This window comes from Paenibacillus sp. FSL M7-0420 (assembly GCF_038002345.1).
Lineage (GTDB): Bacteria > Bacillota > Bacilli > Paenibacillales > Paenibacillaceae > Paenibacillus_AQ.
Genome location: NZ_JBBOCJ010000001.1, coordinates 7,061,035 through 7,074,767 on the forward strand (window position 1 = coordinate 7,061,035; position 13,733 = coordinate 7,074,767).

12 protein-coding genes and 1 riboswitch are annotated in these 13,733 nt (G+C 52.9%); of the genes, 6 read left to right on the plus strand and 6 right to left on the minus strand.

Annotated elements, in window-relative coordinates; all coding sequences use genetic code 11:
- Positions 1-104 precede the first annotated feature (104 nt).
- On the plus strand, positions 105-1,508 hold the full coding sequence (locus MKX51_RS30290; RefSeq protein ID WP_340994955.1) for an S-layer homology domain-containing protein: 1,404 nt from the start codon (positions 105-107) through the stop codon (positions 1,506-1,508).
- Between the two features lie 61 nt (positions 1,509-1,569).
- Here MKX51_RS30290 and MKX51_RS30295 read toward each other — a convergent pair whose 3' ends face one another.
- The gene (locus tag MKX51_RS30295; protein ID WP_340994956.1) at positions 1,570-2,076 is read right to left on the minus strand and encodes a GNAT family N-acetyltransferase; all 507 of its coding nucleotides are present in this window, start codon (positions 2,074-2,076) and stop codon (positions 1,570-1,572) included.
- A gap of 125 nt (positions 2,077-2,201) precedes the next feature.
- Here MKX51_RS30295 and MKX51_RS30300 point away from each other — a divergent pair, with 125 nt between their 5' ends.
- Positions 2,202-2,570, plus strand: coding sequence for a DUF1304 domain-containing protein (locus tag MKX51_RS30300; protein WP_036722850.1), 369 nt, complete (start codon positions 2,202-2,204; stop codon positions 2,568-2,570).
- Between the two features lie 42 nt (positions 2,571-2,612).
- On the opposite strand, the gene MKX51_RS30305 is transcribed toward MKX51_RS30300, so the two are convergent.
- The 5 genes from MKX51_RS30305 to MKX51_RS30325 form a co-directional block, all read right to left on the minus strand.
- Positions 2,613-3,434, minus strand: coding sequence for a methyl-accepting chemotaxis protein (locus MKX51_RS30305; RefSeq protein ID WP_340994957.1), 822 nt, complete (start codon positions 3,432-3,434; stop codon positions 2,613-2,615).
- Between the two features lie 281 nt (positions 3,435-3,715).
- Positions 3,716-4,264 (minus strand): DinB family protein, encoded by a 549-nt coding sequence (locus MKX51_RS30310; protein WP_340994958.1) that lies wholly within the window; start codon positions 4,262-4,264, stop codon positions 3,716-3,718.
- 69 nt (positions 4,265-4,333) lie between these two features.
- Complete coding sequence (locus MKX51_RS30315) at positions 4,334-5,281, minus strand: helix-turn-helix transcriptional regulator (protein WP_340994959.1); 948 nt, start codon at positions 5,279-5,281, stop codon at positions 4,334-4,336.
- Between the two features lie 34 nt (positions 5,282-5,315).
- Positions 5,316-6,692 (minus strand): amino acid permease, encoded by a 1,377-nt coding sequence (locus tag MKX51_RS30320; RefSeq protein ID WP_340994960.1) that lies wholly within the window; start codon positions 6,690-6,692, stop codon positions 5,316-5,318.
- 137 nt (positions 6,693-6,829) lie between these two features.
- Positions 6,830-6,909: riboswitch (glycine riboswitch) on the minus strand.
- A gap of 163 nt (positions 6,910-7,072) precedes the next feature.
- Positions 7,073-8,032 carry a DUF5643 domain-containing protein gene (locus MKX51_RS30325; protein WP_340994961.1) on the minus strand — a complete coding sequence of 320 codons (960 nt, stop codon included), beginning with the start codon at positions 8,030-8,032 and terminating at the stop codon, positions 7,073-7,075.
- Positions 8,033-8,228: 196 nt separating this feature from the next.
- On the opposite strand from MKX51_RS30325, the gene MKX51_RS30330 reads away from it, so the two are divergent.
- The 4 genes from MKX51_RS30330 (at position 8,229) to MKX51_RS30345 (ending at position 13,727) form a co-directional block, all read left to right on the plus strand.
- A complete protein-coding gene (locus tag MKX51_RS30330) occupies positions 8,229-9,206 on the plus strand; it encodes an ABC transporter permease (RefSeq protein ID WP_340994962.1) in 978 nt (325 codons plus the stop codon).
- Between the two features lie 15 nt (positions 9,207-9,221).
- Positions 9,222-10,136 carry a carbohydrate ABC transporter permease gene (locus MKX51_RS30335; protein ID WP_340946163.1) on the plus strand — a complete coding sequence of 305 codons (915 nt, stop codon included), beginning with the start codon at positions 9,222-9,224 and terminating at the stop codon, positions 10,134-10,136.
- 70 nt (positions 10,137-10,206) lie between these two features.
- Positions 10,207-11,802, plus strand: coding sequence for an ABC transporter substrate-binding protein (locus MKX51_RS30340; protein WP_340994963.1), 1,596 nt, complete (start codon positions 10,207-10,209; stop codon positions 11,800-11,802).
- A 188-nt stretch (positions 11,803-11,990) separates the two neighbouring features.
- Positions 11,991-13,727, plus strand: a complete 1,737-nt coding sequence (locus MKX51_RS30345) for a sensor histidine kinase (protein WP_340994964.1) — start codon at positions 11,991-11,993, stop codon at positions 13,725-13,727.
- The last annotated feature ends 6 nt before the right edge of the window (positions 13,728-13,733 follow it).

Genomic DNA, 13,733 nt, shown 5'->3' on the forward strand with positions numbered 1-13,733 from the left:
TTATTTATGATTTTGATTATTTTATTTTTGCTGGAACCTTTTTGACTAAGCTGCCGTCTAAGATCACAAATAAACCACAAACTACTCTTGCGAGGTGACTGGACATGAAGAAGACATTCAAGATGATAACCCTATCCGCAGCAGCAGCTCTGGCGCTCAGCTTCACAGGACAACAATTCGCCTCGGCCGCAGCCTTCAAGGATATCCATAACGTGCAGGATAAAGACAAGATTATCGCGCTTCAGAACAGCGGACTGATTAAAGGCATCAGCGCGGATCTGTTCGGCCCGAGCCTCAGCATCACAGCAGCCCAGGGGGTGCAGATGATCGTGAGTGCGCTTGATCTGAATCTGGATACGATCCGGTTCGTGAAGGAGCCGCATGCCACCGACTATTTCAAGAACGCGAGTGACTCCGCCTGGTATGCACAGGCGCTGATTATTGCCGGTGTGCACGGCCTGGACCTGCCAGCGGACTTGAAGCCTGGTGAGAAGCTGACCCGCGAAGAATTTACCTACCAGCTCATTGATGCGATGGAGAACACGAACCGCCTGCCGATGATTAAGCCAGTGGTGGTGGAGTATGCCGATCAGGATCAGGTGCAGGTAGAATACTCCGGTGCCCTGCAGCGTGCGCTGAATTACGGTATCCTGAAGCTGGATGGCAGCGGCAAGCTTAACCCGAAGCAGGAAATCACCCGTGCGGAAGCGGCAGTAGCCATCAGCAATGCACTCGCTTATCTGAAGGCACATCCAGCCCCTGCTGCTATGGATGAGGTCCTGACCGCAGAACAAGCTGTGAAGGTTATTAAAGAAGCGGTCGGTCCTGAAGCCGGCCTGCAGATCAAGATTGCTCCGGCGGCCAGCATGTCACGTGAAGCCTTCACGTATCTGTTAATCCATACGTTACAGACCAGCGGTCAACTGCCGATGATTAATGTCATTCCAGTAGACGTGAAGGACGGCGATCAGATCGACATCCTGAACTCGGGAGCTATCCAGACCGCCCTTGCTCTTGGCTTTGTGGAGCTGGATGCCGACGGGAACTTCAATCCAAAGGCGGCAATCACCCGTCCTGAGGCTGCTTCCATCGCCGGAAATGCCATGAATTATTTGAAGGCCCATCCGGCACCCGGTGCTGTAAGCAAGACAATCACCGCAACCGAGGCCGTCCAGTTCATCAAGGATGCTGCCGGGCCTGAGGTGAATCTTCAGATCAAAATCGATCCGAATATGAGCGTAACCCGCGAATCGTTCACGTATCTGCTCATCAACACGCTCCAGACCAGCGGCCAACTGCCGATGATTAAGCTGATCCCGGTGGAGATCAAGGATAATGACAAGATCAATATCCTGAACTCAGGAGCCATTCAGACCGCGCTTGCCCTTAAGATCGTGAAGCTGGATCAAGACGGGGGCTTCCGTCCCCAGGACGGTGTCACCAGTGCTGACGCAGTGGCAATGGTCAGCCAGGTGAAGGCCATCCTGAGCGGAAAGTCTTCGAAGTAAGCAACATATGCGATTTATCTTACCCCTTCTGCGAACATGCGGGAGGGGTTTGTGCTGTGTTCTACAGAATCAGCACCATCAGATCCTCATCCAGGTACTCGCTGCCAAGCTTCATCGCCTTCGGCTCTGTGCCGTAGCGGATGAATCCAAGGGATTCGTAGAGCCTTTTGGCCGGAGCGTTATTGGAGGTTACGGTCAGCGTCAGCAGCTCTAGCCCCGGTGCGGCCTTCGCCCGTGCAATCAGCTCCAGCATCAGCGCGCGTCCCACGCCATGTTTACGGGCAACCGGATCTACATATACTGCATAGACATTAGCTTTGTGCTGAACCTTGGGCCTGCTCTCCCGGAACAAGGTAGCCATTCCCGCCAGCTGCTGCTCCCCGTCCAAGAAGGCACCCAGGGTGAAATGCTCATCCGAGGAGTCCAGCCTAATCCGGGTAGTCTCGATAGACAGCTTCACTTCCGATTCATAAGAGCTAAGGAAAGCTTCCGGGTGCAGCTGCAGCGACTGCAAACGAAGCGCACGGTAGCTTTCGGCGTCCGGGGGGGTCAGTGTTCTGATGTACATTTCCTTCCTCCCCTATAATATGGATGCAATAAATTGACAAAAGGCTAATATTTGGTTATATTTAGGTTTGTAAAATTATATTTTGCGCAATTTAAATTCCTATCACTTGAAAAGAGGGACTTCTTATGATGACTGTAAGTTTAATTCTTGTTGCCTTAGTAGCACTAGAGCATGTGTACATACTAGTACTGGAGATGTTTCTGTGGACAACCCCGAGAGCACAGAAGGCGTTCGGATTGACCCCCGCCTTCGCACAGGAGACGAAATCGCTGGCAGCCAATCAGGGCTTATATAACGGCTTCCTCGCAGCCGGTCTAATCTGGGGCCTGCTGCATCCAAGCGCGGACTTCGGTTACCAGCTGCAATTGTTCTTCCTGATCTGTGTGGCGGTTGCGGCCATCTACGGCGGACTTACCTCCAAGAGATCCATCCTGCTGATGCAAGGCCTCCCGGCCTTTCTGGCGCTGGCGGCCACATTGATCGCACATCTGTAAAATTCGCGGAGCGATGCAGGCAGCTTCCGCTCCGCCCTAGCCTCACAGCTTCTGAGCGAACTGGTTCAACTGCTCCGACATCGCCCGGATCTCCTCAATGAAGCTGGAGATCTCTTGCGTTGAAGCTGCCTGCTCTTGTCCCACTGAGGCAATCTGACCGATGGATTGGCCGATTCCCTTCATCGCTGCCTGGATCTCCCGCAGGGTGTCCCGTATCCGCTGCGCGGATTGCTCGGTCTCCTGTGAGAACTTGCGGATTTCTCTGGCGACAATGTCGAAGCCCCGGCCCCTCTCTCCGGCATGGGCGGCCTCAATGGCCGCATTAATTCCAAGCAGATGCGTCTGGTCGGCAACCTTCCTCAGAATGGCCAGCACTTCACTGCTTTTGTGGACACTATGGGCTGTCGACTCTGACTGGGCCAGCAGCCTCTGCGAGTAACTTGCAAGCAGGCCTGAGCCGTCGGCGACCTGGCTGATTCTATTATTGGCCTGATTCAGCGATAACGCAATCCGGTCAGCGATCTCCCGCAGCTCGGTCTGTCTGCGCACCTGGATACAAACTGCTCCGCAGACCCTTTCCTCTTCATCATGGACCGGCAGCACCGTACCGACGAATTCATAACCGTAGTATTCCTTGGGAACATTGGCTACCGAGTGTTCATCATGCTTAAGTGCATAATACAGAGGCTCGTCTGGCTGAATTACCTGCCCTTCCCGGATGCCCAGATCGATGGAATCGCCGGGGTAATAGGCAAGGAACTTCACTGTATCACAGACAGCAATCGATATATCATATGGAAAGGCAGCTTTCAGAATCGGTGCCAGATTCACTATATCTTCAAGAGAGCGGACGATGTTTTTCATAGGTGTGAGTCTCCTTTTAGTCAGGTGGCTTCAGGGTACAGCGAAATCAAGAGTTAAGTTCGACATTTTATGACAAACCTCCTTTATTCAAAAATGAATAATTAAAAATTGATTTTCTCCGCCAACTTGCTGGCGTGACCATTGTGGTCGGTTTTTCGACCACATCTGGCCCGCGCGCCTTCGGCGTACCTAGTGTGGGCGGTTTTTCGACCAAAAAAGCCGAAGCCCGTCAGTCTTTTGCTGACAGGCTTCGGCTTTCCTTCGCTCATTGCGGCTTAACTCTATTGTACTCGTGCCGCTATTGCATCCTTCAACCGGTCCAGCTGCAGCAAGTGGTGGCGGTAGTGCATCTCGATCAGCAGATACCATTCTGCTGCAGTCAAGGGGCCGAACCGGGGATGAGGGACAGTGCTGTGCTCAGGTGCCTGCGCAAGCTTCGGCAGGGTCTCCCGCATCCGTTCAACCACCGTGTTCAGGCCCTGGATCAACTGCTCCTTGCTCTCCGGCTGCACCGGCGTATACTGCGGTGACGGCGGAACATGAACACGTACAGGCGGGAAGCTGCCCCCGGCAAAAATCGCTTTACCCTCCGGGGTCATCTCTGCTTCATTCCCCGCCGCTTCCCCGTTCCCGGCCAGACACTGATCGATATTACGGAGCTGCATGTACAGCGCCGATTGTATCAAATGCTGGACCATCTGCCCGAGCGACCACTCTCCCTCACCAGGCTGCCGCAGCAGTTGCTCCATACTGAAGGTATCTAATTCCATAAGATAGTGATTCGCAGTCTTCTCAAAATGCTCTAAAGCTTCTATAAGATTCTTATTCATAATATTCAGGCAGCTCCTTTATTCCTCGGTCTGCCCTGAATATACACAACCGCTCCTGACAACGTTATGTCAGTAGCGTTCCAGCATTCTCGCCGCTTCGGCCCGCACAAGCTTCCGCAAGGCTTCCGGCTCCAGGACAACCGCCCCCGATCCCCAGCCAAGCACCCATTGCAGCAGGTCCTCGGGCTGGCGCACGCGGAAGGTCATAAGCCTGCCGTCTGCCCGGTCCTCCACTTCCTCCAGATAAAAGTTCCCGGATTCAGCCGCCTTGCCCGCTATCTCCGGCTGAACCAAAATGCACACGCGTACATGGCGGTCATCCTCCGGCTGGTACTCGTGCAGATCGAAATCCGCAGGTGCTTCGAACCGGTCATCCAGAATGGTAAGCCCGCTCATTCTGGATAAGCGGAAATGACGGATCTCCTGCCGCAGCCCGCACCAGGCAACCAGGGTCCATGCGCCTCTGTTCAGGACAAGTCCATACGGCGAGGCGGTTCGGACACTGCGGTGACTTCCGTCAGCTTCCTGTCTCCCCTTTATATACCCGAAGCTGATCTTCCGCTGCTCCAGAATCGCGCGTCGGATCTGCTCCATGTACTCCTTCTCCTGTCCTTGCAGCCTATCTTTACGGGTACTCAGCAGCCGGATGCTCTGGCGGATGCGGGCGGCATTCTCCTTGACACCCTCCGGCAGAACCGCTTCAATCTTCCGGCCTGCTGCGGAGGCCTGGTGACCATACTGAGTGTCGAACCGCTGCTCCACGAAATCCGTTCCGATCAGCAGGGTCACAGCCTCCTCAGCCGTGAAGCTGACCGGGGGCAGGAAATACCCTTTTACCAGTGAATATCCCTGACCCGTAGCTCCTACCACTGGCACTCCGGCTTCACTAAGCGCCTGGATATCGCGGTAGATGGTTCTTACACTCGTCTCGAAGACGGACGCCAGATCCTCTGCCCGTACGACCCCTTTGCGCTGCAGCTCCAGTACGATGGCTAACATGCGGTCTGTCTTGTTCATGCGGCGGCTGCACCCTCTTCATCCTGAAATCAGTTTATGTATTGATTATACTGATTTCCTGTTCACTTTTCTCCTTACGGCTTCGAATGGAATACAGAACGAACAGCAGGATGAACCAGAGCGGGGTGAACAGCAGCGCTGGACGGGTCTCATCGGCAAAGAGCATGATGATCAGAATGGTGGCGAACAGCGCCAGGACAGCATAGTTAATTACCGGGGTGAACGGCGCTTTAAATTTGGAAGTGGCATGTAAGTCCGGGCGGTTCCTTTTATACTTGATATGGCAGACCAGCACAACGCCCCAGACCCAGATGAAGCAAATGGCGCTGATCGTAGTCACGATGCCGAAGGCCTGACCCGGAATAAGCTTGCTGAGCAGTGCCCCGGCAGAGATCACTATAGTAGAAATGAATAGGGAATTCGCAGGTACATGATTCCGGTTCAGCTTGCCGAGCTGAGGGGAGGCCTGATTCCGTCTGCTCAGATTGTAGAGAATCCGGCTGGTCGAGAACATCCCGCTGTTGCAGGCGGAGGCCGCCGAGGTTAAGACAACGAAATTGATAATGCCCGCAGCGACGGGAATGCCGACCAGACTGAAGGTGCGCACGAACGGACTTTCAGACGCGCTAAGCTGGGTCCAGGGATTAATGCACAGCAGCACGAAGAGCGCGCCGACATAGAAGAAGAGAATCCGCAGCGGAATTTTGTTGATCGCGGACGGGATGTTTTTCTCAGGATTAGCCGTCTCCGCTGCCGATACCCCCACCAGCTCCACGCCGACATAGGCGAATACCACCATCTGGAAGGAGAACAGGAAGCCCTTCACTCCGTTCGGGAACACGCCCCCGTGCTCCCAGAGATTGCGGACTGACACTGAGCCAGCATCCGTCTTGAACTGGGTCACCAGCAGGACAATCCCCAGGCCGATCAGAGCCAGAATCGTAACCACCTTGATCAGAGCAAACCAGAATTCGAGTTCGCCGAAGCTTTTGACCGTGAGCAGATTGAGCCCGAGCAGAATGATCAGGCAGATCACGGCCGGCACCCACTGCGGAATATCGAACCAGTACTGCACATAGACACCCACCGCAATCACATCGGCCATCGCCGTCATAATCCAGCAGAACCAGTAGGTCCAGCCTGTAATGAAGGCCGCGCGCGGCCCCAAGTAATCCTCAGCAATATCTGTAAAAGACTGATACCCCGCCTTCGAGAGCAGCAGCTCCCCCAGCGCCCGCATCACAAAAAACACGGCAATCCCCACGATCAGATACGTGAGCATAATGGAAGGCCCGGCCTGCTGAATCGCCTTGCCTGAGCCCAGGAATAATCCTGTGCCGATCGTACCTCCGATGGCGATTAGCTGAACATGCCGGTTCGCAAGCTCTCTTTTTAATTCTGTCTGTGCCATACCTGTTTCCCCCTTAATGAATTCAACGCTGTAAATAACGCAAAAAGGAGACTGGATGTCATCCAATCTCCCGGTTCATAAAAAGTTCCAAATAAGCTTCTGCAGCAGCGGCTAATCCGCACGGCAAAACACAAATCCGGTACTCTTCTGTCCTTTTGCCTGAGATTGTGAACCCTTCGGCGCTGCGGTTCCCCGCAGTCTCTCCAGAAGCTGCTCCAGCTATAGTGTGATCCATAGCCTTCATAGCTTGCGAATATTTAATTATTTGAAGCTGACTTCATGTAAATATTTTTCAATTCTATGCACAGTCCAGACTTCTGTCAATATCATTTGTTACTCTCTTGGTCATCGCCGGGTGTCCTGCACTGCTTCATTGCATGTTATTTAACCGTAATTTTGGTTTCCAGGTCTTTATAATAAGTTTTAGCCCACTGACCCTGCTTGTCTTTGAACATCTTCCCGCTGGCATCTTTGGAATACGTAAAAGGCTTAACGCTAATGGACTTCGGAACGGCTGGGAATGCACTATAGTTCTGTTCCTCGGAACCGCTTGTCCGGACTTTCTCAAACGGCTTGCCCCATGGCGAAATCACATTTCCTTTCTCGTCCACAAGGTCATATAACATTCTTTCCGGGTTGTTCACCTTGGACTTGGCCGCTGCCGGAACTTCCCCCTTAAAGGTCACCTGCAGAGACATCGTTAACGCGGTCATCTCGAAGGAATTCACCGTATAATTGAATTTGTTGTTCTTCTTGGAGACGCCCGGCTTCAGGCTTAACAGGGTTCCCAGCTTGTTTACTTGAACTTTAAAAATAAACGGCTCCTTCACCCCGTTGGCGTATGCCTTCAGCGTCAGGTCGAATTTGTCCGGGATTTGCTGCTTCATGGCTCCCTTACTCAAATAGATCAAGGCTGTGTCCGTATCTTCCAAATTGGGAATGATGGAAGTATCAAACAGCAGCTTTTTCCCATTGATTAACACGTCCATATTCCTGGTCTGGTCCATGAAAGAACCGTTCTTGTCCACCGTCCCTCCCTCCTGCCGGATGCCTGCGATAAGTTGATTACTGTCATAGATCAGATCGGTTAGTGTCAGGGTTACCCCCTCCTGGGTCACGGCCTGATTCGGAGCAGCAGCAAGCCCTTTCTGGAAAACAGCCTTCAGAGTGGCGTTGTCGCTGGCCGCGAACGCGCTGTCAGCCTTAGCATCCTTGTTGACATTGGCTGCCGCCGCTACGGGTACAGTGAATCCCCCGCCGACAACTGCCCCTCCGAGTACAGCAGTTACTGCTGTTGCTATCATTGCTTTCTTCATCGTATTTAAGCTGATCGTGTACATAGTTTCTCTCCTTTGCTTATTAAGAATATACAGGTATAACGTTCCCCTGCTGCTATTTTGTGACAGGAGCGCAGAATAACCTCCTACCTGCACAAAGTCATTTTTGAATAAACAGGGTCATTTGCAAGAAAGAATTCGGTTCATCCGCTCTACTATAATAAGTTCATCCAGAACAAGTAGAGTGAGGTTAGAACTTATGGCAAATCCCGTACCACAAGCTATGAACACCAAGTTAGCGACACCGCCCCAGGGCCGTTTCGGCCGTCTGCTGCACAATATCGTGCGATACCGGGTGCTGCTGCTGATGCTGCTGCCCACATCGATTATCTTTTTCATCAACTGCTATATTCCGATGTTCGGATTATTCATTGCCTTCAAGAACATCAACTACGTGGACGGCATTATGGGCAGTCCCTGGGCCGGGCTCGACAACTTCCGGTTCCTGTTCGCCACCTCTGACGCCCTGCGCGTAACCATCAACACCGTGGGGTACAATGTGGTCTTCATTATCTCAGGCCTCATTCTCTCCGTCTCGCTGGCGATTGCGATCAATGAGGTGCGAAACAAGCTGGCTTCGAAGTTCTTCCAGACCGTCATGATTATGCCGAACTTCCTGTCCATGGTCGTGGTCAGCTTCATCGTCTATGCCTTCCTGCACCCGGAGTACGGCTTCCTGGTCAAGCATATTCTGCCAATGTTCGGCTACTCCTCAGTGAATGCCTATATGCATCCTAACGCATGGCCTTACATTCTGTGGATCACCAAAATGTGGCACTCCATCGGGATCGGCAGCGTCATCTACCTTGCAGCCATCACCGGCATCAGTGAAGAGCTGTACGAAGCTGCGGTGATGGACGGCGCCAGCAAATGGCAGCAGATCACCAAGATTACCCTGCCGCTGCTCACGCCGATCATGGTCATTCTCACGATTCTTAACATGGGCGGCATCTTCCGCTCTGACTTCGGGCTGTTCTACCATGTGACCCTGGACTCCGGTGCGCTGCGCTCAACTACGGACGTCATCGACACCTATGTCTACCGGGGCCTGATCCAGCTCAACGACCTGGGGATGTCCTCAGCAGCGAACTTCTATCAATCGGTCGTCGGCTTCTTCCTGGTCATCGGCGCGAACGCTCTGGCCCGCAAGCTGAACCGCGATACGGCGCTTTTCTAGAAACGGAGGATTCTAATGACTACTGCATCCCGAAGCAACCCTTATACCAAAGGCTCCACTACCGCCCAGATTATTCTGAATGTATTCTTCATCGCCTTCAGCCTGGCATGTATTCTGCCGATCCTGCTCATTGTCGCCATCTCCTTAACCAACGAGAAGGCCTTGACGCTGCAGGGTTACAAGTTCTGGCCCGATCATATCGATGCGTCTGCGTACCAATATCTGTTCAAGCATTCGGAGACACTGGTTAAGGCGTATGGCGTCAGCCTGACGGTTACGGTGATCGGAACGGTGCTGGCCGTGCTGCTGATTGCGCTGTATGCGTATCCGCTCTACCGGAAGGATTTTCCCTTCAAAAAAACATTCAACTTCTACCTGCTGATCACCATGCTGTTCTCGGGAGGGCTTGTCCCCTTCTATCTGCTGTACGTGAACTATCTCGATCTGAAGGACTCGCTGGTTGCGCTGATCCTGCCCGGCCTGTCCAATGCCTTCTATATCTTCATCACCCGTACCTTCTTCCAGCAGACGATCCCGGAGGAGATGATTGAATCCGGCAAGCTGGACGGGGCTTCGGAATGGCGGATATTCTTCCAGCTTGTGCTTCCGATCTCCCTGCCTGTTCTGGCTACGATCGGTCTGTTCACTACACTGATGTATTGGAATGACTGGTTCAACTCCATGCTATTCATTAATGACACCGACAAGTTCTCCCTGCAATACGTCATGATTCAGATGATCCGCCAGGCGGAATTCTTCAAAACCCAGCTTGCCGGCAGCGGTGTCGCCCTGATGGTACAGGAATCCGTTCCGACCGAAAGTCTGCGGATGGCTATGGTCGTGCTGTCGATTGGTCCGATTCTGTTCATCTATCCGTTCTTCCAGAAGTACTTCACCAAGGGCCTTACGATTGGTGCGATCAAGGGTTAAGCGGTCTAGCTCTGGCGTAAATGCCGGTTAGAATATATGATCTAATTATCATTCGAGGAGGTTCATACAAATGAGAACAACAAGAAGCTCAGGCACGGTGCTTGCCGCTCTGACTGCCGTGATACTGGGCATTACCGGATGCGGCGGGGGCAACTCGGGTGCAAACGCCCCGTCCAAGGCAGAATCGACAGCAGCAGCCGCAACAGCAGGCACGGAAGGCAGTACGAATCCTGATACTTCAACGTTCCGCAAGCTGAAAGTGTACACGGTCGGGAATTTCCCGCAGAATGATACCAAGGCGGTTGTAGATGAGATCAACAAGTATCTCAAAGAGAAAATCAACGCCGAGATTGACTTCCAGGGACTCCCTTGGTCCTCCTGGGCCGAGAAGATGGCACTGGCTTACCAGTCCGGTGAACAGGTCGATCTGACCTTCGCCCCCAACTGGGCCGACTTCGCCAATAACGTAGCCAAAGGCGCGTTCCTTCCGCTGGATGATCTGTTAGCCAAGTATGGACAAGGCATCAAGGAGACCCTTGATCCCCGCTTCCTGGACGGCGGAACCGTAGACGGCAAAATCTATGCGATTCCTACCAATAAAGAAATTGGTGAGAGCCATACCATTATGTTCCGCAAGGATCTGGTAGATAAATACGGATTCGATGTGAACTCGATTGAGACGCTGGAGGATCTGGAGCCATGGCTGCAGACGATCAAGGAGAAGGAACCGGCTATTGCGCCGATCTGGCTCTCCGGCAGCGGCTCCGATACCCTGGGCTACTTCGACAAGACCAGAGAGAGCATGAAGGAGAACTTCCGTTATGAGCTGGTGGCCGGCGCTCCTGCCGGAATCGTACTGGATACCAAGACTGATAAGATGGTGATCAGCTCCATGGAGTCCGACACCGCAATCTACCGGATGAAGCTCTACGGCGACTGGTTCAGCAAAGGCTACATCAATAAAGATGCTGCAACGACCAAAACCAGTACTGAAGACGCTTTCAAGGCCGGCAAGACCTGGATGAAATTCGGTTCAGACAAACCGGATTCCGACAAGGAAGATTCCATCGCCACCGGCATTGAGCTGGTGAAGCTGAAGGGGAATGAACCCGAGATCAGTACTGCCAGCGTCAGCAACTCCATGATGGCCATCGGACGCACCTCGATTGATCCCGAGCGGACCATGATGCTGCTGAACCTTCTGCATACCGACCCGGTGCTGGTCAATCTCATTGACTTCGGTGTAGAAGGACGGCAATATGTGAAGGTGGAAGGCAAGGAGAACTTCATCAAGCTGCCTGACGGCATTGCTACCCGTGCCGATACCGGCTGGGCGCCGGGCATTGAATGGATGTTCGGTAACCAGACCATAACCTATCTGTGGGAAGGCGAAAGCGCCGACAAGTGGGAGAAATTCAAGGCTTATAACGAGAGCGCCCATAAGGTGAAGTCCTTCGGCTTCAACTTCAATACCGACGCTGTCAAAACACAGGTCTCCGTGGTCAGCAACATTATCAAGGAATTCCGCCCGCTGCTGGAAACGGGCAGCCTGGGTGTAGATAAGGTGCTTACGGAGTACAATAAGAAGCTTAAGGCTAACGGCATTGAAGAGATCCGCGCCGAGGTTCAGAAGCAATACGATGCCTGGAAGGCCAAACAATCCTAAACAAACAAGTGGAAACGACTATGCCGTCCTTTTTAGGACGGCACCCGTTTCAGCGAGAAATATAAGGATAAGTTGTCGTGTGGAACATACCACTTCTTATATTTTAAGCTAAGGGGAAGGACGGCAGCCGTCCTTCCCCTTTCCTGCCGCTCAGCGTGTAATTGTACCTAAGGATAAGGGGGAAGACTGTGAAACTATCATTGCGATTCAAAGTGAGTGCCCTTGTCCTGCTGCTGGTCACGCCGCTGTTCCTCTTTCTCTCTTACACCAACCTCTATTCCACCAACATTGTCCGGGAGAAGGTTGCGAAGTCCGCTTCGGACACGTTGACCCTGCACTTAGGTACACTCGATGAGCTGCTGGAGCAGACCAGCCATTATCTGCTGCGTACGGCCAATGAAAACATGCTGCTGGAGCTCTATTCCGACAGCGGTCCCGACAGCGTCAATTATTATCTGTCCATCCGTAAGCTGATGGACCAGTGGTACAGCGATGTCAGCTACTATACCATTATCCGCAGTGTCTTCGTCTACCATCAGGACCGGGATGAACTCTTCCTGAGCAGCCAGAAGGAGTATTACCAAGAGAAGGAGATGATTGCCTCGGGGCTGTCTTCACACCTCAAGACCCCTAATCTCCAGGCCTCCCTGAAGTGGGAGACCGTGACCCTCGGCGGAGAGCCGGTGTTATTCAAGGTGCTGCCGGACAAGAGCGGCCGGCTTCTCATGGGGGTACTGGTCAGCATCGACTCTCTGGCCCAGCCCCTGACCCAGCTGGAGTCTACCGGAGGCAGCGGACAGGTCGGCATGATCGACAATGACGGTAAGTTACTCTGGGGCCAGTTCGCCAGTGAAGATCTTGCGCTCATCCGCAGCCGGCTTAATCAGCCCAACCCTCGTGCGGATGCCTCGATTCGCCTGAGTAACGGCAATTCGTATCTGCTGATTGACAAGCCCTCTCAATATTCCAATCTGAATGTCTTTTTCCTGCTCGACGAGAAATCCATTCTGGACGAGCTGCCGGTCTTCCAGCGGATCATCAAGGTGATTCCCTTCGTCATTATCCTCGTAATGGTTATCCTGCTGGCTCTGCTTAGCAGACTGGTGTTCAAGCCTATCCAACAATTGACCAGCGGGATGCGCATTCTGGGGAAGGGACAGCTGGAATACCGGCTGAAGGATGGCAACAGCAGGGAGTTCCAGATCATTACGATGCAATTCAACCAGATGGCGGAGCAGATCGGCAATCTCAAGATTGATGTGTATGAGGAGCAGATGAAGGTGCAGCAAGCGGAGCTGAAGCATCTTCAGGCGCAGATCAATCCCCATTTTTTCATGAATTCCTTGAACATCGTCTTTCATCTGGTAGAGCTGAAGCAATATGCGCTAATCAAAAAAATGATCGGACATCTGGTCTCCCACTTCCGGTTCATCATGAATACCAACGACGCCTGGCTTCCGCTGCGCAGCGAGCTAGGTCATATTCAGAACTATATTGAGATCCAGATGGTCATGTATCCGAACAAGCTGTCTTATGAGGTGCTGCTTCCGCAGGAGCTTGAGTCTACGCTGATTCCGCCGCTGCTGATCCAGCCCTTCGTCGAGAATGCCATCAAGCATGGCTTCAATAACAATTCGAAGCCCTTCAATGTCGGCATCACAGTCAGTGAAGAAGCCGGAGAGAGCGGCGATTCCTGCATTGCCATTCAGATCCGCGATTCCGGGCCGGGCTTCTCCGCGGCTCAGCTCGACAGGCTCAATCATGGCGTATATGAGCGCAAGCCGACAGACCGCCATCTGGGAATATGGAACGTATACAGACGCATGCTGATGTTCTATAACAACCGGGCACGGCTTACCTTCCATAATGCTCCAGACGGAGGCGCGGTTGTGGAAATCAGACTACCTGTTCAAAAGGAGCTGTGACGTTCA